Below are 22,175 nucleotides of genomic sequence, written 5' to 3' on the forward strand. Positions count from 1 at the left end.
TTTGTGACATTTTTCTTATTTTTTTTACAAGTCTATTATTTTTTTGTCACTATTTGATGTACGACTTTTCTATCAAATTTAATTTTATTGGAATATTATAAATTTATGGCCAAAAAACATTTAGGAGGAAAATCATTGAAAAAGAAAAATTTGAAGTCCAGCATCACGAGCATCATGGCAGCAAGTACTTTACTACTAGGAATTCCTTTTACATCTACTAGTTTCGCCAAATCCATCGAAGAATCCAGCATAAAGCCCTCATATTCTCATACTTCCAGCACATTGGATTTAGCACTCGTAAACGATGAACGACTTTTAAAGTCATTGATCAAGCAAGGAAAGATTCCGGCAAATGCATCGGAGGCACAAAAGAAGATTGCTTTACAGGATTATCTAGCATTTAAAGGGAAGCAGGTCGGCGCTGTTGAACGGGATCCACTTGCGCCCAAAGCCAAAGCAGCCGAAGCAAAAAATCATAAAAAATTTAAAGAAAAGATGAAAGGAAAAGGTGACGGGAAACTAAAAGGAAGCACCGCTCCACCGAAGCCAGTAAAGGAATCCAAATCTCCGGGTGTTGCGAGTAAAGGGAAACTTCTCACCATCATGGTTGAGTTCGCTGACAATCCTCATAATAATATTAAGCCTGGCGACACGGACAACTATTATACGGACTACAATACAAAGCACTATGAAGATATGATATTCGGGGAAAATGGAGTCGCTGGCCCGAATGGGGAAAAACTAGTTTCACAGAAGCAATTCTATGAAGAACAGTCCGGCGGCACGTATACGATTGATGGACAAGCCTATGGTTGGCTGAAAGTGCCGGGGACTGCTGCTTTCTATGGAGCGGATAGGGGAAATGGCGGCCATGATAACGTTGCACCAGGCGGATCCAAGAAATTAGTGGCAGATACTTATGCATCTGCTATTGCTGCAGGCATCCCTTTACAAGACTACGACCTTGAAGACCCGATGGATCTTGATGGGGACGGAAATGTAAATGAGCCTGATGGTTTGGTAGACCACTTGCAGATCATCCATTCCGGAGTCGGCCAGGAAGCTGGCGGCGGTGCTCAAGGGGATGACGCTATCTGGTCACACAGCTCAAGCGCATTTGTCGATCCAGACGGTCTAGGAAAAGGCCTGCCTGGATTCTATGATTACACAATGATGCCTGAAGACGGGGCTACGGGCGTTTTCGCTCATGAGTTCGGACATGACTTAGGTCTCCCGGATGAATACGATACCATTTATTCAGGTGCTGGAGATGCAGTAGAATACTGGTCCATCATGGCGGCAGGATCATGGGCAGGAAAAATCCCGGGTACGGAGCCAACAGGATTTTCTCCATGGGCCAAGGCATACTTCCAGGCCACATTGGGTGGGAAATGGACAAACCCTACTGTCATAGACTACTCCGATTTGAAGAAAAATGGGACGACATTCCTGCTTGATCAAGCGAATTCACCGCTTGGAAAAAATAATCAAGCGGTCCAAGTGAATCTGCCTAAAAAGAAAACGCCTGTCAACACTCCTGCTGAAGGCAACTATGAGTATTGGGGCGGACAGGCAGATGAAATCGATAACTCCCTCGTCGCTGATGTCGATTTGACTGGAAAATCATCAACAGAGCTTTCCTTCGATGCCTGGTATGACATTGAAGAAGGCTGGGATTATGCATTTGTACAGGTTTCCACTGATGGCGGAGCGACGTGGACTTCGCTTGGAAACGGGGATACCCGCAGTGATATTGATACCGGCGGCTATCCTACTATTAAAGATTCATTGCCTGGATTTACCGGGAATTCCGGCGGATGGACAAATGAAAAATTTGACCTTTCTGCCTATGCGGGGCAAAACATCAAACTTCGCCTTCGCTACGCAACGGACTGGGGCTCCTCTTACCTTGGATTCTTCGCTGACAATATCAAAGTGACAGCGGACGGTGCGACAATATTGGAAGACGGTGCGGAGTCAGATACTCCTGCATTCTCATTGAATGGCTTCGAAAAATTTGATGGAAATAAATATACTGACCACTATTATCTATTAGAATGGCGCAATCACGCAGGTGTCGATGAAGGCTTGGGCCATATCGCACGCGGCAGCTCATTGATGAGCTATGATGGCGGATTGGTCGTATGGTATGTGGACGGCGCTTATACAGACAACTGGACAGGCGTCCATCCTGGCGACGGCTTCCTTGGAGTCGTGGATGCACACGATGATACAGACCTTAAGTGGAATACCGGAGTTGAAGCATCCAGCCGCTACCAAATCGCGGATGCAGCGTTCAATCTCCTGCCGACTTCAGGAATGAATCTTATCTATCCGGGGCAAACCCTATACTTGGCTAGCCAAGCAGGAATCCCGCTGTTCGATGACATCCATGACTTCAATAATCAATTCATGCCGGATGCAGGACGAAACCTGACACCATACGGAATAAAAGTACTCGTCAACGACCAAGCAAAAGACAAATCAGTCGGATCGGTGGTCATCTATAAATAAGCTGGCGGGACATGGGGACAGGTTCCTTGGCCCTTTCCCAAAAAGGAAATCGGAGTCATTTGACTTCGGTTTCTTTTTTTGTATTTGGTTTGTGCGGGGATTGGGACAAGGAACCTGTCCTTGCGTCTCTGGTATAATCAACGTGGAATCTTATTTATTGGGGTGTATTTATAATGGGGATCAAAATCACTGATTTGAAAAAACAGTTAAAAAGTCTGGATCAGAGAGATCTTATCACTCTCATTGCTGATTTATACAAATTGAATTCTGATGTAAAAGACTATTTATCCAGTAAGTTCGCTGGTGAAGAAGCACATGTAGAGCTGCATGAAAAAGCAAGAGTGCAGATTCGGAACGAGTTTTTCCCGGATAGAGGACACGGGAAGCTGAGGCTTACTGAAGCGAAAAAGGCCATCACGACTTTTAAAAAGCTAGTGGATGATCCTGCACGTACACTGGACCTCATGCTTTACTATGTGGAACTTGGAACGGAATTCACGAATGCCTTTGGGGATATTGATATGACGTTCTACAACAGTTTGGTGTCGATGTATGATAAGGCTGCAATGGAGTGCGATAAGGATGTGGCTTTAGTAGCGACATTTAAGGATCGTTTTTATCGGGTGGTCCGCGAGTCAGAAGGAATCGGCTGGGGTTACCCTATGGCTATTGAGGAGATTTATTATTCGATGGGCTGGGATGAAGAAGAAATTGATGAAGAGTAAAAGTTCTAAGTTTTTCTTACTTTGGTGTGCATAATGCAGGGACACTAAACCTGTCCCCGTGTCCCAGCTGGTACGGAGGGACAGGTTCCTCGTCCCATGGAAAAAGGAAGAACGAGTACACAGACTCCATTCTTCCTTTCGGCTTCCCATATTCAATTGGGTGGGACGAGGAACCTGTCCCTATTGTCCCTTATGAGTTTGATCCAAATCTGATTCTTTTGGTCGGCTGCTTCCATTTTATCTGAGGTACATCATTCTGCTTGTCGATGCTCTCGTCCCCCTCATAGGATTTATCTGCGATATCCATCCTTATAGTGAATGAATATTGGCCATCGTCCCAAAGGGTAAGGTGGCGCTCTTTTAATTCTTTAGAGCTGTCAGCGTTCTTTGTCAATGTCTCTATGAATTTCTTTGATATATCTTTTGCCTTTTCCAGGTCCGCATTGTCCTGAAATTCCAAAACAAAGTATAGCTTACCTCCTTCTCCGGAGTAGAAGAAATCAGCCACTTCAGCATTGTTCTTTGCTTCTGCACCAGCAGCATTCACCCATTCTTCTTTAAATTCCACTTTATTTTTGTTTTTATCTTCTAAGCTCACGTAGCCAGCAGGAAGCTCTACATCCGGTTTGTACTTATCCGCCTGTTCATTCACTGCCAATTCCGTTACTTCTATATCGTTTATTAGGGTACCGCCTGCATCATAATCCTTCAAACTGAGCAGTATTCCATTTTCCGTATCAATTTTTGCATGTAACTTCTGGACTTCACCTGGTGTCGCATCTGGAAATTTATCCGGCGCAACTTTTTCGGCAGTGATTTCTACCCAATTTTCTTCCTTGTTATAGTGATCTATTTCCCATTTATAATTGTCTTCTCCAAGGTTGGAGTTGAGATCATATTTAGGGAATATAGGAATGAGGTCAAAGGCATGATCCTTGCTTAAAATATTCTTATTACCATCCAGATAATTCCTATCATACTCTTTTGCACTATCATTCATTAAATATTGTGTTTCATCCTTATAAATGAGGTGCTCCCTGAGTTTAGAAAATTTATCGTCAGCGAATTCTTTGTAATTGTATGCCAGCTTTCCATTTTCCATAGTGCTGTCAATGATATAACTGGATTTTGGATCTGATTTACTAGAGCCGAAATACGCCGTATATTTTAAATGGAGATTGTCGAATGACCTGTTTTTTTGGGCCCAGATTTTTTGAAAATGCACTCTCCACTCTTCAGCAGACTTCTCATTCTGTTCTACAGCTGCTGGCTGCTCCTGGTCTTTCTGATTTTCCTCTGGACTTTTCTCCGTTTCTTCTGCAGTTTCTTTGGTTGGCGTTTTATCTATATTTGCAGCAGACGAAGGAGGAACATCGCCCACATCCTTTGTATTTGAGTGAAAGATGTAAGGATAGGAAACAAGGAAAACAATAAATAATGCTGCTGCAACTGTAGCTGGATATATCCATTTTTTCATTAATGTACGTCTAGGATTACGTTTCATTTGAATATTTTTTAAGATTTCCTGTTTTTTAGATCTGGAAGGAGCCTGTGAAAAAACTTCACGGTCAAGTTCCTCCTTCAAATGTTTAAATTGATCGTCTCTCATGCTTCAGCTCTCCTTTCATTGAGCTCTTTCAACTGTTTGCGCGCCCTGTCCAGTTTTGTCCTGATGGAAGATGGACTTTGATTGAGCAAAGCCGCAATCTCGTTGGTATTTAATTCTTCGTAATAATAAAGGATGATGATTTCTCTATATTTTACCGGGAGGCAGAGGACATCCTGTGCGAGACTTGTGTTTTGCTGCTTTTCCTGTATGAGGTCTTCGGGTGATCTCTCTTCTTGCTGGGTAAAGACCTTTTGGATAAAGGAGGTCAGCTTCCGCTTTCCGCTCTCCTGGACTCTTAGATAATCTTTGCATTGGTTGGCTGTTATGCTGAAGAGCCAAGTCTTCATTGAAGACCTCTGCTGAAAAGAGTTCAATTTCTCATAAACCTTGATGAAAACTTCCTGTGTAATATCCTGGGCCGCTTCCCAATCCTTGACATAGGTAAACGCAAATTGCGTGATCGCTTTTTCATATTGATCAATCAAATTCTCCAGTGTGGCTGTTTGGCTTGATGTTTGATCCAGATGGCTCTGTTCCTCCCGGTACCGACTTCTCTCCATTGCGCTGTACAATCCTTTCACTTCCTTTTTTTGTATCTGACACTTCGACGGATGTAATCTCCAAAGAGTCTCAAAAAAGGAATAATTTATTTTGGAAATATTTTGTATGGTTGTTGAAACCCGATTTATTTGTATATTCCTCGACTTTTTCCAAAAACTGTTTATAAAGACATTTTAGCAACGGAGGATTGGAATGGGCGTTTTTAAGAGAGATTTATTGATGGTAATTTTTTCAATTTCATTGTTGGTGTCGGGGTGCCAGTCTGCCCCTGAGGTCAAGGCGAAGCAGCCCGGGAAGCGGAATGTGATTTTCATGGTGATGGACGGGACGAATTCCGATGTGGTGACGCTGGCGAGATGGTATAAGGGTGGTTCGCTGAATATGGATAAGATTTTGACCGGCGGAGTGCGGACGTATTCTTTGGAGTCTTCAATTACGGATTCAGCCGCTGCCGGGACGGCTCTTGCGACGGGGCATAAGACTGTAACGGATGCGATTGGGATGGTGCCTGTTGTTGATTCCGAGGTCCGTGGAGAGAAGCAGAAACGTTCCTTCCGACCGGTGGTGAATGTACTGGAAGCTGCACAGGCCGAGGGGTTGGCTACGGGGATCGTGTCTACTTCCCCTGTCCAGCATGCGACCCCCGCTGCTTTTTCGTCCCATTCCATTGCCCGGAATGATTTTGATGATATCGGCGAACAGCAGGTGTATCAAGGGATGAATGTGGTGCTCGGCGGCGGGAAGCTTTCGTTGATTCCTAAGTCAGAGTTGGATGTTGGGAAGCTGGAGAAGGTGCCTTTTGGGGCGAAGGATGCCCGTAAGGATGGAGAGAACCTGGTGAAAGTCATACGGGATAAAGGATACTCTTTTGTGGAGACGAAGAGGCCGATGGAGCGCGCTTCTGGTTCTAAGTTGTGGGGGAGTTTCGCTTATGGGGATGTTGCGTATGAGTTCGACCGTGCGAAACTGCATCCTGAGCAGCCTTCTTTGGCCGAGATGACCGGAAAAGCGATTGATGTTTTGTCCAAGGATCGGGATGGATTCTTTCTATTTGTGGAAGGAAGCAAGGTCGACTGGGCTGCGCATAAGAATGACCCGGTTGGGATGATCAGTGAGGTTTTATCGTTTGACGAGGCGGTCGGTGAGGCGCTGAAGTTTGCGAAGAAGGATGGGAATACGATGGTGGTGGCTGTTACGGATCATGGGAACAGCGGGTTGACAATCGGGGGGCGCACCACGAATAAGACGTATGCTCATACGCCGATTGAGAAGATCATTGTGCCGTTGAAGAAGGCAAAACTCACGGTGGAAGGTGCGGTTTCCGAGATGAAGGAAGACCGCTCTAATTTGAAGAGTGTATTGGCGGATTACGGCTTGGACGGGCTTTCTGTCGATGATTTTTCGATGGTGGCAGGTTCTAAGGATGTTGGCGGCGAGATGGTAAAGCTGTTGGCTGAGCGGGCGCATCTCGGCTTTACGACACATGGGCATACCGGTGAGGATGTGTTTTTGTATTCGTATGGTCCTGGGAAGCCTGCGGGGCTGGTTAATAATATAGAGATTTCTCGGTATATTGCGGATTTTATCGGGATGGATATGGGGGCGGTTGGTTCGCGGCTGTTTGTGAATGCTGCGGAATTTTATAAGTCTGAGGGATTTGCTGTGTCGATTGATAAGTCGGATGCGGAGAACCCAGTGTTTACGGCGAAGAAAGATGGTTTGGTGATTCAGTATCCCGAGAATAAGAATGTGCGGATTAAGAATGGGAAGGCTGCGGAGCTTAGTGGTGTGACTGTGTTTAATGGGGATGAGTTTTTTATACCGGTTGAGTGATGTGGATGTGGGACGTGGTGGGACGTGGGGACAGGTTTCTTGTCCCATTGTTGGGAGACACAATGTTGCCAGGATGAAGTTGACGACATGAAGTTGCCTGTCACGCCCCGGTTTTTGTCGAGTGATGTTTGGACAAATTGGGACAGGATTAGGCAGTGGCGCATAGGAAGGTGATTTTCGCGCATAGGGCTGTTGTTTTGGCGCATAGCCGAGGTGTTTTCGCGCATAGATCATGAGAAGTAGTTTATAAGCAATCAATTTTCGCGCATAGAGCCTGTTTGGTGAGTATTTTAATCATGATTTTCATTCAATTTTCTTAAAATCTGTTCCTATTCACCATCATTTTGTCCAATTGTAGATGGAGACAGGTTCCTTGTCCCCATAAAAAAAGGAAATCCAGTGTTCAATAGGATTTCCTTTTTCATTGTTTTATTTAGTTTTTAAGGCTGGGACAAGGAACCTGTCCCTGCGTCTCCTCTGGTTCCTATTATTTCTACTGTACCATCTTCATTTACTTGTGCTAATAATACATTGTCTGCGAGTACATCATCACTACTGTCTTCGGTGCCCTTGGTGTCTTTCAATCTGATCTCCACAGTGCCCGGTGGAACTGACTCGTTTGCTACCAAGTAAAATGAACATATTTGCTCACCATCTTCGTTTACTTCCCAATCAATATCTGCTACTGAAAATAGGTCCGTGCCCCCAGATTGTTGACCTGTATCAATCACTAAAAAGTGTTGATCTTTATAGTTCGCATCTATTTTCACATTATTGCCTTCAATCTGGGTAAACGAGAAGTGCTCCGTTCCAGTGAAAATCTTATTCCATTGATCATAAGCATAGCTCTCTTTCCCCGATTCGTCGACTGCCATCACTCGATAGTTATACATTTTTCCCTTGCTGACTGTCTCATCGATAAATGAAGTGGCATCTTTCGAAATAGCCACGGGAAGACTCTCCCAATCTTCATCCTGATCTGGATCAACTTCTGTACGGTAAACCTTATAGGATGCGAGGTCAGAGGATGTACAAGGTGACCACGTGAGTTGGACCGCACTCTGTTCCTCATCCCACACTGCTTTTACATCTGTAAGTGAGAGTGGTACTTCATCAGAATCATTGGCGCTCTTAAATTCCAGCTCTGAACTTGCCATTTCATTGTCGTTAGAATCAATGGCTTTTACTCTATAGTGGTATAGCGTATTGCTCTGTAAGTTTTTCATATCTTCATAGGTTAAATATTCATTATCCTGTTGAATAGTCGCCAATAATATCTCTGGATCATCGCCATTACTTCTATAAATCTCATAATGATCGACTGAATCATCTAATGTGTGGATATGAATTGAATTCTTCAGTCCACCCGCTCTCTCATAATCCGTATCTTCGTGATCCCGCGTCAAACTAAAGATGGATTCACCCGATCCTCCTTGCCCTGGGTGGGTAAGCGTCATTGAATTCCTGAACATCACATATACAGAATTGCCATCAGGGAGCCTTAACTCAAGAAATGCTCTATATTGCACTTGGTCATTGACCGTATCAACTATTTTCTGCATATTTTGTACGATCGCTGAAGTAATATCCATATCCTTGATGTATTCATTCAACTTGGTCTGAAGCTTTGCAGCCGCTTCATCTTCCGTATCTGTATCCGTAAAAATTTCAGGAAATACATCAAAACTCGAATAGATCAGCGGATTTTCAGTACTCTCCAAAATGTCCCCTTTTAGATGATAGACATTAATTCCCCAATCCGATTTACTTAACTCATCCAAGAGTCCATTAACCCCATCATTGAGGGCAATGTACTCTATACCAGTGTACTTATTTTCGGATTCATCCGACAGTGTTCCGGAACCACTTCCATTCAAGGATATTGAATTTATATTATCCAAGCTAGTGTCAAAGTAGATAGTGACTTTATTTCCATCCGAAATAACCATTTTGATGTTACCACCATCAGCTTTAAACCCATGGGCAGGATCACTATTAAAAGAATCACTGAATAAAACTGGTTCGTTGTAGGTAATCTGGATGGCATTCTTATCTGACAGTTTTTCAATTTTGGCTATTTGCGGCCCCATATGGTCATGAACTTGCGATACCGGCTCTATAAATTCCTTACCGCCTATATTTATTTTCACCTTTAATTCTTGATCGCCTGTAAACCATGGCAAGTTATAACTGCAAAGCGGCATCGCATCTCCATTGGTCATCCATTTTAATGGAATGACTTGATTTCCCATCAGTAATGTCACATCATTCTCATGTAGGGGATAATCCGACTGCACCCTAAAATAAAATTGTTGCCCCGGCTTATAGACATCCATATTTTTATAGTATTCTTCTACTTGAATGGCCGGCTCCTTTACTTGCTGAGCTGGGTAAATGGTAATTTCTGTTCCATTGCGAAGTGTAATTCCATCTTTTGTGAAACTAATCGTTGCGTAATCCCGGATATTACTGTTTATACTGGTGTTGGCTTTTAAATATAGAATGCCGTCGTTTACCTCCATATAATTTCTTAGAGCGGAATTGAGGTGATAGTCCACTTCAATATCCGATTTATCCAAAGGCTGCTTGAATAATTTATCCATTACATTGATTGAATTGGCTCCTCCATTCGACAATAGGGATACTTGATAATTAACCTTTTTCCTTTCAATATCCAGTTCGTTCAGGATAGCAGAGGCCGAGTTGATTTTTTCTTGAAGCAGCTCCATAGAATATCCGTTTTCAGGACGCTGCTTCAATAAAACTTCAGCCAGCTCACTTCCTAAGTATCTTTTTTGGATATAATCAGGAATCGCTATATCCTGGATTTGCTTCAACATATGGTAATAAACTTCTTCTGTATAAGCCTTTTCGTCAGAATAAAACATAGTATTCACATCAGGCACTTGAATGGCATTCAATCCTTCAAGAGTAGCGTTTTCACCTGACACAACGATATGAATTTTAAAAGATACTGGCGTACTTCCTTCTCTTTGGACAACCACTTCAAGATCCGTCTCACCTGCAGCTTGAGGAACTAATTCATACCATGGAAATTCCGGATCGCTGTTATCCTCATCCACCTTGGCGATATCTAGATTGCTCGAAGTCAGGGATAAAATTTTATAATTATCTCGTTCTTGCCATCCAATGATTCCATCTATCGTATAAATATCAAAGGTTCTTGGAGTCCCTGTGACCAGTTTGAAATCTGGAATATCCGCTGGAATCTCCCCCATCGGATGGTTGATATTTTGAATCCAACTGTTTAACTGCTCGGCTGTCAGCGATTCCGAAGTCAACTCCCCAATGTGTGCCATGTACTCTTGAAATTTATCTTCTTGTGCATTCCTGCTTAAATGCAGAAAATCCTTAAAGACGATAGAATCAGGGGCCTTTAATTTTTCTTTAAAAGCTGCCAGTGCCGTGTTATATTGACCTTCGAATTTTTCTGTATGGACTGTTGCTTTTTGATAACCAACAAATTCATGATTCTCATTGAATAAAGAAACAAAAACGTATAGGTCCTCGCTTGTTTCTGATTCCATTAACACATTGACTGATTTTACCGTTGTCTGGGGATTGCGCTCATCTAACAAATCCGGGGCTGCACCATGTTCCTCGAATTGCGGAACATAGTTCTCGTTGAAGATATCATGTCTTTGGATATCCATCTGAACATATACGGCTGAAGGGACTTCTTTTTTGATTTTCGCTTTATCAAACTCAAATTCTATCAAACTTTTTGGGATAGGTTCATTCCATGCAGAAAAATCTATTCCATTGAAGTAGTCTTCCGTTACATCCAAGAAATGCAGGGCATCCTGTGATAAATGAACCGGGGATGATTCGTCCATTTCAGCCAACACGGACAATTGATAGGTGAATGTCTTTGAAAGATCTCCTTTCGAAACGACCGCTGTCAATGTGACAGCTGCATCCTCCTGTCCGATTGCCGGGCGATTCACTTCCCCTGTCGAGTTTAAAGCATTTGGATTATCAGAGGTCCACGTAATAGTGGTTCCGAACTCACCTGTTGTAGGAAGATTGATATTATTTGTTGTAGATGAAGGTATTGATGTATTTAACGACACACCCGCTTGATTCAATTCAATATTTACTAGCCGCCCCTGATAGGCGGAAAATTTTTCTTGATAGATTAGTTTAAATTCCTCGTCCAGGTTATTTACCTTTTGTTGGACTTCTGTAAGTTTTGTCACTATTTCGGTATGCTTTTCTGGACTAAATTGATTCTCTAAATCATTTATTAGAGCATTCGCTTCTGCAAGTGCGTTGTCCACTTCAAGCTGTGGTTTTATTAGAGAGATTTCGTTCCACCGCTGTTCGATCTGCTGAGATAATGTTGATTTTATTTCTTCATTTTTTAATGAGGAAACAAGTTGGGATGCCTCCTCTTTCAACGTTGCGGCCGCTTCAACCTCTTCTAGAGTGGTGTATGGGGCACTCGTGAATTTGATTACAGCCGCTGTAGCTGTTTGTTCAGCAGCCACTTCTTCTTTAATGGCTTTGATTTTATCCTCTGCCCTGGTAATAATCGTTTGATATTGAGCAAAGAATTCTTTTGATTTTATATCTGCTGCTACTTTTTCCACTGCATTTTTTGCAGCGTTTAGCTGTTCTTCACTTTGAATGATGGTTTCTCTCGTAATGGTAAGGGAGCTTAGTTTGTCTGCCTCTTCTGATGCTGATATGAATTCAAGGAGGCTTTGAATTTTAGCCTGCAGTTTCTCCTTTTCGGCTCCTTCTTCCAAAAGATTCACATTGGATTCTGCTCCGTGAATTTCTTCGGACAATGACTCCCTCTCTGGTGCTTTACCAAGTAGATTGACTACTGTTTTTTCATAGACTTGACTTACATCCATTTTCGCTTCAAAAAGTTGAATGGCTCCTTTTACAGCCTTGATTTTCTCGATTCCGTCGATGTCTTGATCTCCCCACCCGAATTCTTTCGCAAGAGAGACTTTGTCTTCCGCTTCTTTAAGCTTTGTTTTTACTACTTCCAGGTTTTCAGGAGTAATATTGGCATCAAGCTCGGCCAATGCAGACTTCGCATCTGACAAATATTGAGTCTGATGGGATCTGAATTGATCAAGTTTCTCCTGCAAGGCTGTGAACTTACTGTACTCTTTCAAATCTTCTTCTGTGAATCCATATTTTTTATATTGAGTGATGTCTGCAATTGCTGCGTTACAATCTGCAGCCGCTTTCTGAACGTTGGCGACAGTGATTTCCCCATAATCCAAAGCAGCGATTTTTGCTTCGGCATCTTGCTTCTTTTCTTCCCACAGATTTTCGGTATTGTGAATATGTGCGTTGGCACGTTCTAACCTGCTATAGAGAGTCTGTGTTAAATAGGATTCGATCACTACGTCCGTTATGCCCAAATCATGCGCTTCATTGAATTTGCCATTGATCAATTCTATTTTATTTTTGAGGTCATCAATATAGATTTTGGTTGTTTTTGAATATGATACAGGCAATAACGTTACAAGGGCCTTAATTGTGTCCAACTTATCAGTTTGTGCCTTAATTTGTGTTTCAGCCATTGTCAACTTAAGATTTTCCGTCAATAATTCCGATGATTGAACTCCTAGTGCCATTGCGGTGGCATACTGTTTCCTTGCATTTCTTATACGGTTTAAATCATCGATTGAGATTTCATTTGATATTTCGGCTACTAGCTCTATTGTCTTTGATTTTGCCGCTGTCTTTAATTGATCCAGTTTATTCTGCACTTCTTGATCTGCAGCCTCTATTGTGGCATGATCCGACGCTTGAATAGTCATTTCACTGCTTACTTCACCGCTTAGTGTCACAGATTCTTCTGCTTGAAGGGAAGTGAATGAAGTGCCTTCATTGAAATGGATGGAAGAAGGCATAGTTGCTTTGAGTGCCGTATTGGAAAAATCCCCGCTGAACGAAACATGATTGTTGGATGATTCCGAAATTGAAAGGGTGATGATCGGCAAATTAGTCCCGGAAGAGGATTCAACTTTGGCCGGCTTTGTCACAATCACACCCCCGGTCTTGCTGAAATCCCCTGTAAGCTTCACTGACTTATCACTGGTTGATTGCACAGGGCTGACGATGACACTTTTGGCTGAAAACTCACCTATTGTCTGGAGCTCCAGAGGTGAATTAATATTAATATCGGCTTCCCCAAAAGCCCCTTCCATCGCAACCGCTGTCTGGTCGTTACTCGCTGTCGGCGCCAAGTTAATCTCACTCACTTGATTCTCCCCGAGGGCCTTCAGTTTCACCCCATTATTATCTTTTACATTGATGGTGCCTATTTTGGCTCCTTCGAAGACGATCGTTCCCATTTTCCCAGAGAGGATTTCAATATCATCAGCCTCGACATTCGTTATCTCTACCTCTCCATCATCACCTGGATCCAGTGTAAGTGTTCCATTAATTTTTAGATTTTGTACCGTCAGATTATTTACGTTACCTGTCAGAGTCAAGTCACCATTGATTGTTGCTTCATTTCCCATGGAGCTCGCACCGTATTCTCCATTCTCTGAAATATCGATAGAATAATCACGGTCATATTCTTCTTTGTCCTCAAATGGATTTGTCCCATCCGTTATGTGTGTTGTATTGGAGGGCTGAAGATGTACAGTGGCTTCTTGGCTGTAATTCCCTGTAGTGTCCACTGCGTAGATGGCAAATGTATAGGTCGTATCGTTGGTAAGGCCTGCAATCTCTTTTTCTGTGGTGTTTTTATCTGTGATTTGAATCATATGTCCGGAACTTCTCGTTACAGAAGGACCTTCTGCATAATAAATTTCGTATCGGCTGAAATCACTCTCTGTGTTTACGTCCCAGGTCAATGAAACTTTTTCATCTTGTGCCTCACCGGAGAAATTCTGTACTTCAGCAGGGGCAGTTGTATCTCTTGGCGGTGTGTTTCTGTCACCCGAGGATGAGTCATTGGATCCGTTTGGAACCCCATCCACCTTTTCGATTTTCCCCTTCATTCCCGCTGCATCCTTCACCGCTTCCTCAAGCTTCGTACCTTTCGGAAGGATAACGTTTTTAGCCTTGAAGTCCCCTGTTAATTCAAGCGGTTTTGTGTTTAAAAGCTGCAGTGATGCAACTTCAGCATTCAAATTCAGTTTTTCTACTTTTTCTCCAATAGTGACTGACTCAAATTTAGAAGTGCTTTCGCCTTCAATGACTGCATTATTGTTGACACTCATTTGTTTGATTTCCGTTTTGCCTCTAGCGGAAATCCTTACATTTTCTTTAGAGATGCTCATTTTGGCCAGGGTTGAATCCTCAAACACTACCGTATGGTCATCCCCTCCATTGATAAATGCTTCTTCCTTAACAGATACATTTTTTGCATAAAAATCATGCTGGACGTTTGAAGATAGTGTCAGGTGGTTTTGAATTTGTAAGTTTTGCAGTGTGACAAAGTCTCCATTGACCGTGATTTCTTTAACGGAAAGCCCCTCGCCGTCCAAGATCACTTGACTGTCGAATTCTTTTTCCTTGCCTTCTTTTCCGCTTGCATTGATGGTGATTGCATCTATGGAGGTGATCGTTTTATTCAGAGCATGGAAGGAGATTGCAGCTCCTTTCAGTGCATCCAGGTTTTTGGAAGAAAAAAGCGGTGCGACTTCTGGTGATATATGAAAATATGTTCCATTGATTTTTACACTGTCGGAGGTGGTATTTTCAACTTTTGCCTGGTCATACTGCAACGATGTATGTAAGGCCCTATCAAGAAAAACAGCAAATTGGGCACGGGTAACAGGATCCCGCGGGCCGAATGAACCATCGGATCTGCCTGTTGTGATGCCATGCTGAAAGAGGATTTGCACGTTTGAAGCGTGGGAAGCAGAAATCTGGCTGCTGTCATTAAATGAATGTTCTTTTTCACCGGATATTGCTGTGAGTCCAAATGCCCTGACAAGGATGGTGGCCATCTGTTCCCTTGACAACATATAATTACCGTGAAACGTATGGTCACTCATCCCATTAAAAATGTGGTTGGAAACGACTGCTTCGATGTAGGATTTCCATGGGGAGGTATCTGAAACATCCGTGAATGGGAGTTTAGTAGTGTCTGCTTTTAGCTGGAGTGCCAGGGTCAATAGCTTTGCTGCCTGTCCCCTTTTCAAAGGCTGATTCGGCTTGAATGTGCCATCTGGATAGCCATCAATGATGTGATCATTTGCGAGCTTTGTAATGGAGTCATATCCAAATATTCCAGGACCAACATCTGTAAATGACTTTTCTTTTTCTGCGGCGAACGCCGCACCTCCTGCAGCGGATGCCGCAGCTATAGTGGCTGATACGGAAGCAGCCAGGAATTTTTTCAACGATTCGTTTTTCTTCATATAAGCACCTCGGTTCATATAATTAGTACCAATTAATTATAGGTTATTTTTACCATATTATTATTAAATTGGTAAAATTGTAATATTTTTTAATATTTGGTGGGACGAGGGGACAGGTTTCTTGTCCAAGTGTGGGTGGACTTGAGGGTGCCGACACTATGTTGCCTGTCACGCCCCGGTTTTTGTCGAATGATAATGGGGTGGCCTACTGGATTGGGAGCAGATGGAGCAAGGATTTGTACGTGGCGCATAGGGCTATTGTTTTGGCGCATAGAACATGAGAAGTCGTTTATAGGCAATCAATTCTCGCGCATAGAGCCTGTTTGGCTAGTGATTTCACCATGATTTTTCTGCTATTTCTCTCATTCTGCTCCCTAATTCTCCGATTTTGTACACCCAAGGTCTCTTTTGCATCATGCCGAGGTGATTTACGCATCATTTTGGCCATTTTTAGAACTAATTTTCCTATAAACTGAAAAACCCCCATGCTTGCTGATGCAAGCGTGGGGGTTTTACTATGTTAAAACCTTGTATCATTCCAAAAGTTCATTTGGACATTTTTGCTTGGATCGTACTTTTCAAGCGAATACCCTTGGTTGTGAAGGTAGTCGATGAGCTGCGGCACTATTTTGGCCGTGGCTGCTTTTTCGTGCATCAGGATGACGACTGGTCCAGATGGGTGGATTCGCTGTACTCTCGCGACTCCGTTTTTAATATTGGCCATGATTTGTGCGGTGTTGTCTCCGAGCGCCCAATCATCAGAGTCAACGTTCCAGTCCCAGAGCTTGTAATGACCAGCTGCCAGTGCGTTCCGGTAGTCACCAGTAAGGTATGGTTTGCTGCCATACGGAGCGCGGACAAGCATGGTATTGAAGCCAGCGTTTTGCTTGATCAGGTTTTGGGTGACGGTGATTTCGTTCATGAAGCTCGCAGGGTCGTGGTAGAGCTTTGTTTTATCATGGGAATAGCTGTGGATTCCGATATAGTGACCAGCCTGTGCTTCTGCTTTTGATTCTTTAGCATATTCTTTTACATTCAGTCCGATTTGAAAGAAGGTCGCTTTGATATCGTACTTGGAGAGGGCGGTCAAAAATTGTCCTGAGTAGCGGCTCGGGCCGTCGTCGAATGTGAGATAGGCATACTTCGGTGCCATTCTTTCCAATGCGAGGCTTGATTTGTTTTTGGCCAGGAATTGTTCGTTGTTCAACGCCTTTGGATTGTTGGACACACGAACAGTTCTTTCCTGTGATAGATAATCGACTTGAAAGCCCAATTTTTCTCCGAAGAGGCGCAGCGGGACGTAGGTCCTTCCTTCTTCTTTGAAAATAGTTGCAGGCAAAGTTTCTGTTCCGGTGCCAGTTTCGATTGATACTTCATTTTGATTAATGTGGAATTTAAGCGTTGTTTTATTATATGTAAAAACGGCAGAGCTCGTTTTGGAATCGTAGGTTACTTCCCCGCCCAATGCTTCTCCTATTCTTCTGATAGGAACGTAGGCGGTGGAATTTTCGATATACGGCTTGGCGTCATAGAATGGGATGATCTGGTCGTTTACGCCGATGGCGACATAGGTCCTCTTTGCGGGCTTTTTTGCTTCTGAGGCTGTCTGGGTTGCGGCTGGTGGTGTGGTTGGTGGTGTCTGCTGTACTGTTCCATTGGAGTTTTTCGTAGTCGCCAGCGCCACCTGCATGGCCGTGGCTTCAGCTGGTTGTGTTTCGTTTATTGTAAGAAGTCCTAGTAAAAAGAAAAACATCAACCCTAGTATAATTTTTATTGGTTTCATAGATTCATTCGCCCCCTTACTTAACTCTATGAAATCGGGACGGAAAAGTGTACTAAAAAAATAGAAGAACATCCGACATAAACCGGGGCGTGACAGGCACCTCGGGCTTGATTAATCGACAGGATTCGGGTGGTGCCTGTCACCTGGAGTGTTACTTTCCGGCATCTTCACTGATCGGCTGTCGCGCAGCGTTTTTTTGGGTTATAATAGGAGAATGTGGTTTTTTATGTTCGGATGTTTGAGGAGGGTTTGTTGTGGCTGTTGAAGTGGAAGAAATCCGGAATCAAGTGGAGTATTATGGAGAGCAGGTTTTGGAGCTGCTGGATGCATCAAATGATGATCATCAGGCTCTTGTTCAGAAGGGGCTGCATCTTTATCGCCAGGGTATGGTTTATGCGCTGGACATCACCAGTAATCATGTGGAGACGATGGTCCAGGATGTGACGCCGTTTGAGGTGGTGCTGGATCTGCTTTTCCCTGTTTTGAATGAATGCACCTGTCCGGTTGACGGGATTTGCCGCCATGAGATGGCTGTGTTTTTCAGCCTTTATTCTAAGGTGCACAGTGTGGAGCAGTGGCTCGATGGCTGGCGCAATGCGAAGGCCCTTAAATTGGTGCAAGGGTTGAAGCGGGGCTCTGATTTGCTGAAGGACTCGAAGCCTGAGCTTTCGGGCTATGAAAAGTGGCTCTCCTTCTACCAGTCTGCCTATGCCTCCCTGGATTCCCGCAATCCCTACCTCTTGGAAATGCACACTCAGAATGCCTACCGCAATTTGCTGCGGAAAGGTCCTGTTGAACGGGAGTGGAAGCCGCTGTATCAGCTTTTCACTGCCTATTTCTCTTATAAGGAATTGAATCGGATTGTCCTTGAGCTTGAAGAGGAAAGAGATTTTGACAAAACGCATATGCTCTCTATTTTTCAATATTTCCTTGATGAAGCTGAGGAAGCGGTCGATCGGCTGACCGTGACAACCATGCCGTTTGCATTTGATGACTATATCGCTTTTTTGCGCGAAGATTTACCGAAACTCATTGAGGATACACCTGCGTTCCGCTATGAAACGATTGAACTGTATCGTGTCTTATGGACGCAGCTGTTTAAGAATACAGCGTGGCGGAAAAGTGAGCTTGCCCGCCTGCAAGATTTAACACTGACCACTTTTGAAGAGGATATCGCAGCCGCACATCTATCCCTCCTGCTGCGCGAGGATGAGGCAGCATTGGAAATCCTTGAAGAGCTGGAAGTGGATGCCCTCCCTTATTTGCCATATTGGCTCAAATGGCTCGGCAGCCACGGCCAGATGCGCCGGTATAAGCAGCTCCTGCAGTTTGCCGTGGAGTGGATTCCTGATTTTCTTGAAGGTCTTGAACGCGACTTCCATCGCGTTTCTTTCACTCGTTTTTTCCTTGATTCGATCGACCAGGGATTTTTGGAAAAAGAGGATTCGTCGTTCATGGAAAATCTGTACATCAAGCTGCTTCCGTACAGCTACCATTATTACCGTGAATTTTTGTCGGTGAAAAAGCAGTACAAAAAGCTGTTGGAGCTTGAGGTCATGATCGGAAATGGCATTGATGATTTGGATAAAGGCGATGTGAAAACCATCAATACTGAAGCGCCGCATCTCCTGCTGCCGTTTTACCATACTTCAGTCTCCCGTTTTCTTGAGGAGCGGAACCGGGATTCGTATAAGAAAGCAGTGAAACATTTGAAGAAGCTTCGCACGATTTATCGCAAAGAGAAAAAACTGCCGCAATGGGAGCATTTTTTCCAGAACCTGCTTGACCAAACGAAACGCCTTCGTGCCTTCCACGAAGAGTGCAGAAAGGGTAAGTTGATCGATGGCTACTAATCGGCTGTTATCTGTTGAATTAAAAAAATCGAATAATGGCGCCTACCTTATGTCTGTCCAAAATGAAGACGGGGATGAGCTGTATTCCCGTGATTGGATCCCGAAGCTTTTCCTTTGGCATGAAGAGTCCTACTTCGGCACCCAATTTGAGAGGTCATTCAGCACCGAGCTTGAAGTGGATAGCTGGAGCCTCTTGAGCCTTTTTGGAAAAGAAAGCTTCAATTCCCTTTATAAATGGGAATGGGATGACTTGGGAGAGCTGTTTCTGGCCGCTTCTCCTGTCATGCTCGATGCGATTCAGGAGGGCAAATGGCAGCCGAGCTTCAGTGAGCAAGAGGGTTCACCCTTAAAGTGGAAGCTCCCGCAGATGGTGAAGGATGAATTCGGCGAGGATTTTTGGATGGAGAATTTCGATATGGGCGTAACAGCGATGGATATCGCCGAAGAATTTTTCCATCATGCTGTCACGGATTATGTCCAAAAAAGCGCGGACGGATCGGAATTGAAGGCAAAGCTTGAACGGCTGCAAAACGGACCGCTGACAGGAAGCGAGCTTGCTCTTTATTTTGACGAACACCGTTTCAGCGAATGGAGCGGCATGGGCGAAAGTGAACTCCCATTCACCATGGGCCTTCGTTTGACGGAGCCTGAAGTGGATGAGGAACCCTGGACACTTGAAACCGTTCTGCGTGACCGAAAAAATCCGGATATCCTGATCGGCGTCGAGGAAGAAGGACCATTTCCAAAAACGTGGCGAACCCATCTTTCTGAAGTCGACGAAGAGGAAGAACGCTGGATCCGTCTCATTCCTTCTTTCGGAGACGAGGATGGGCAATTGCGCCGGGAATTAAGTGAAGTGGAAGCGTGGGATTTCTTGACAGATACGAGCGAGAAGCTTCTTCAAGTTGGCGTTGAGATCCTGCTTCCATCCTGGTGGCAAGCGATGCAGGACGAAAAATTCATGTTGAAAGCCAAAGTGAAATCGACCAATACGAGCTACCGTCCTTCTTTTGTCGGGCTCAATGCGATGCTCGATTTTGACTGGCGTCTGTCTATGAACGGGACGGAAATTTCCGAAGACGATTTTCACAAAATGGTGGAGCAGCAGCGCCGTTTGATTAAGGTGAACGGCGAATGGATGAAGCTCGATCCTGACATGATCCGCCGCATCCAGGATCTGATGAAGCGTGCTAAGCAGGAAGGTCTGCGTGTTCAGGACCTGCTCCAGCAGGAAATGGGAGGAATGAACGAAGCGGATGAGGATGAAGATTTCGACCCGCGTGCGTTTGCACAGGTGCAGATTGAGTTGAACCGCTCTCTCCGAAATATGATGACGCAGCTCGAAGATTTTTCTGAAATCCCGTCAGTCATGGTGTCGCCGAATTTCGAAGGGACATTGCGCCCGTATCAGCATCAGGGAATGAGCTGGATGCTTTTCTTGCGGGAACACGGCTTCGGCGCCATTTTAGCCGATGATATGGGGCTTGGGAAAACGGTGCAGCTCATCACTTACCTGCTGCATGTGAAAGAACATGTAAATCCTACCTCCCCCGCTCTCATCATCGCTCCAACTTCTGTGCTCGGAAACTGGCAGAAGGAGCTGGAGAAATTTGCTCCAACGCTGAAGGTGATGCTCCATTATGGCAGCAATCGGGCTAAAGGCGAAGAGTTTGTTTCCCGTATTGCGGATGTTGATGTCGTCCTGACGAGCTTTGGGATTTCCCACCTTGATTTTGAGGATATCTCCGAGATTGAATGGTCAACGATTGCCCTTGATGAAGCGCAGAACATTAAAAATGCGCAGACAAAGCAATCCCGCGCCATTCGAAAACTGCGCGGCCAGCATCACATCGCCCTTACCGGGACGCCGATGGAAAATCGCCTGAGCGAGCTCTGGTCCATCTTTGACTTTACCAATCATGGCTACTTAGGGACATTCGGACAATTCCAGAAGCGATTCATCCTGCCGATCGAACGCGATGATGCGAAAGGAAAAATCCAGCAGCTGCAGCGTCTGATTAAGCCATTCCTTATGCGCCGGACGAAGAAGGATCCTGAAGTGGAATTGAATCTTCCTGATAAGCTGGAGCAGAAGGAGTATGTGCCATTGACGGCAGAGCAGGCCTCGCTGTACGAACAGCTGGTCAAGGACACATTTGCACAGCTTGAAACGCTGAGCGGCTTTGAGCGCCGGGGGTTGATCCTGCAGATGCTAAACCGTTTGAAGCAGCTGTGCAACCACCCTGCCCTCTTCTTGAAGGAAGCGGATCCCCGCATGATCCTGGAGCGCTCCGAGAAGCTTGAGAAGCTAGTCGACTTAGTGGATGCCTTGATGGAAGCTGGCGAGGCGTGTTTGATTTTCACCCAATACTTGGCGATGGGCGAAATGATCCGCGGGATTCTGGAGAAGCGCCTCAAAGTGAAGATTCCGTTCTTGAATGGAAGCATGCCGAAAGCGCAGCGTGATGAATACGTCCAGCGTTTTCAGGACGGCGAATTCCCGATCTTCCTGTTGTCGCTTAAGGCTGGCGGCACCGGGCTGAACTTGACGGCTGCCAACCACGTCATCCACTACGACCGCTGGTGGAATCCGGCAGTTGAAAATCAGGCGACGGACCGCGCTTACCGGATTGGACAGAAGCGCTTTGTCCATGTACACAAGATGATCACGACCGGTACGCTGGAAGAAAAAATCGACGCCATGCTCGAGAAAAAGCAGGCGTTGAACGATGAAATCATTCAGAGCGACCAGTGGATTACGGAGCTATCTAATACGGATCTGCGTGAGCTTTTGAGTTTGTCTTAGGAAGCAGAGGGACGGTTCTCGTGCTTCCTCAACCAGTTTTGGGAAGCGCCAGAACCGTCCCCGCGCTTCCTGACAGAAACAAAGCCCCCGACCTGGGATTGCAGGTACGGGGGCTTTTATTT

The 22,175-nt window shown here is 44.6% G+C and carries 9 protein-coding genes; 5 read left to right on the top strand and 4 right to left on the bottom strand.

Annotated elements, in window-relative coordinates; translation table 11 throughout:
- The first annotated feature begins 135 nt into the window (after positions 1–135).
- Positions 136–2,514, top strand: coding sequence for an immune inhibitor A domain-containing protein (locus ABTV07_RS18685; RefSeq protein ID WP_433745248.1), 2,379 nt, complete (start codon positions 136–138; stop codon positions 2,512–2,514).
- Between the two features lie 173 nt (positions 2,515–2,687).
- Positions 2,688–3,239: a DUF6155 family protein gene (locus ABTV07_RS18690; protein ID WP_433745251.1), complete on the top strand. Its 552-nt coding sequence runs from the start codon at positions 2,688–2,690 to the stop codon at positions 3,237–3,239.
- 190 nt (positions 3,240–3,429) lie between these two features.
- Here ABTV07_RS18690 and ABTV07_RS18695 read toward each other — a convergent pair whose 3' ends face one another.
- Positions 3,430–4,848 (bottom strand): hypothetical protein, encoded by a 1,419-nt coding sequence (locus tag ABTV07_RS18695; RefSeq protein WP_433745254.1) that lies wholly within the window; start codon positions 4,846–4,848, stop codon positions 3,430–3,432.
- The gene (locus ABTV07_RS18700) at positions 4,845–5,408 is read right to left on the bottom strand and encodes a sigma-70 family RNA polymerase sigma factor (protein ID WP_433745257.1); all 564 of its coding nucleotides are present in this window, start codon (positions 5,406–5,408) and stop codon (positions 4,845–4,847) included. Before ABTV07_RS18700 ends, ABTV07_RS18695 begins: the two co-directional genes overlap by 4 nt.
- A gap of 193 nt (positions 5,409–5,601) precedes the next feature.
- Here ABTV07_RS18700 and ABTV07_RS18705 point away from each other — a divergent pair, with 193 nt between their 5' ends.
- Positions 5,602–7,242, top strand: a complete 1,641-nt coding sequence (locus ABTV07_RS18705) for an alkaline phosphatase (RefSeq protein WP_433745260.1) — start codon at positions 5,602–5,604, stop codon at positions 7,240–7,242.
- Positions 7,243–7,682: 440 nt separating this feature from the next.
- Here ABTV07_RS18705 and ABTV07_RS18710 read toward each other — a convergent pair whose 3' ends face one another.
- Together ABTV07_RS18710 and ABTV07_RS18715 are read right to left on the bottom strand one after the other, a co-directional pair.
- Positions 7,683–15,611 carry an S-layer homology domain-containing protein gene (locus tag ABTV07_RS18710; protein WP_433745263.1) on the bottom strand — a complete coding sequence of 2,643 codons (7,929 nt, stop codon included), beginning with the start codon at positions 15,609–15,611 and terminating at the stop codon, positions 7,683–7,685.
- A 520-nt stretch (positions 15,612–16,131) separates the two neighbouring features.
- The gene (locus tag ABTV07_RS18715; protein ID WP_433745266.1) at positions 16,132–17,394 is read right to left on the bottom strand and encodes a polysaccharide deacetylase family protein; all 1,263 of its coding nucleotides are present in this window, start codon (positions 17,392–17,394) and stop codon (positions 16,132–16,134) included.
- Between the two features lie 254 nt (positions 17,395–17,648).
- Between ABTV07_RS18715 and ABTV07_RS18720 the strand changes: the two genes are divergently transcribed.
- Together ABTV07_RS18720 and ABTV07_RS18725 are read left to right on the top strand one after the other, a co-directional pair.
- Positions 17,649–19,247: an SWIM zinc finger family protein gene (locus ABTV07_RS18720; protein ID WP_433745269.1), complete on the top strand. Its 1,599-nt coding sequence runs from the start codon at positions 17,649–17,651 to the stop codon at positions 19,245–19,247.
- The gene (locus ABTV07_RS18725; protein WP_433745272.1) at positions 19,237–22,053 is read left to right on the top strand and encodes a DEAD/DEAH box helicase; all 2,817 of its coding nucleotides are present in this window, start codon (positions 19,237–19,239) and stop codon (positions 22,051–22,053) included. The genes ABTV07_RS18720 and ABTV07_RS18725 overlap by 11 nt, the downstream gene beginning before the upstream one ends.
- Positions 22,054–22,175 lie beyond the last annotated feature (122 nt).

The sequence above is a fragment of the Falsibacillus pallidus genome (assembly GCF_050990905.1).
Lineage (GTDB): Bacteria > Bacillota > Bacilli > Bacillales > DSM-25281 > Falsibacillus > Falsibacillus pallidus_A.

Bases quoted from the DNA above. Each gene is read 5' to 3' on its own strand.
- ABTV07_RS18725 (WP_433745272.1), top strand. From the start codon at position 19,237: ATGGCTACTAATCGGCTGTTATCTGTTGAATTAAAAAAATCGAATAAT.
- ABTV07_RS18705 (WP_433745260.1), top strand. From the start codon at position 5,602: ATGGGCGTTTTTAAGAGAGATTTATTGATGGTAATTTTTTCAATTTCA.
- ABTV07_RS18700 (WP_433745257.1), bottom strand. From the start codon at position 5,408: ATGGAGAGAAGTCGGTACCGGGAGGAACAGAGCCATCTGGATCAAACA.
- ABTV07_RS18715 (WP_433745266.1), bottom strand. From the start codon at position 17,394: ATGAAACCAATAAAAATTATACTAGGGTTGATGTTTTTCTTTTTACTA.
- ABTV07_RS18690 (WP_433745251.1), top strand. From the start codon at position 2,688: ATGGGGATCAAAATCACTGATTTGAAAAAACAGTTAAAAAGTCTGGAT.
- ABTV07_RS18695 (WP_433745254.1), bottom strand. From the start codon at position 4,848: ATGAGAGACGATCAATTTAAACATTTGAAGGAGGAACTTGACCGTGAA.
- ABTV07_RS18710 (WP_433745263.1), bottom strand. From the start codon at position 15,611: ATGAAGAAAAACGAATCGTTGAAAAAATTCCTGGCTGCTTCCGTATCA.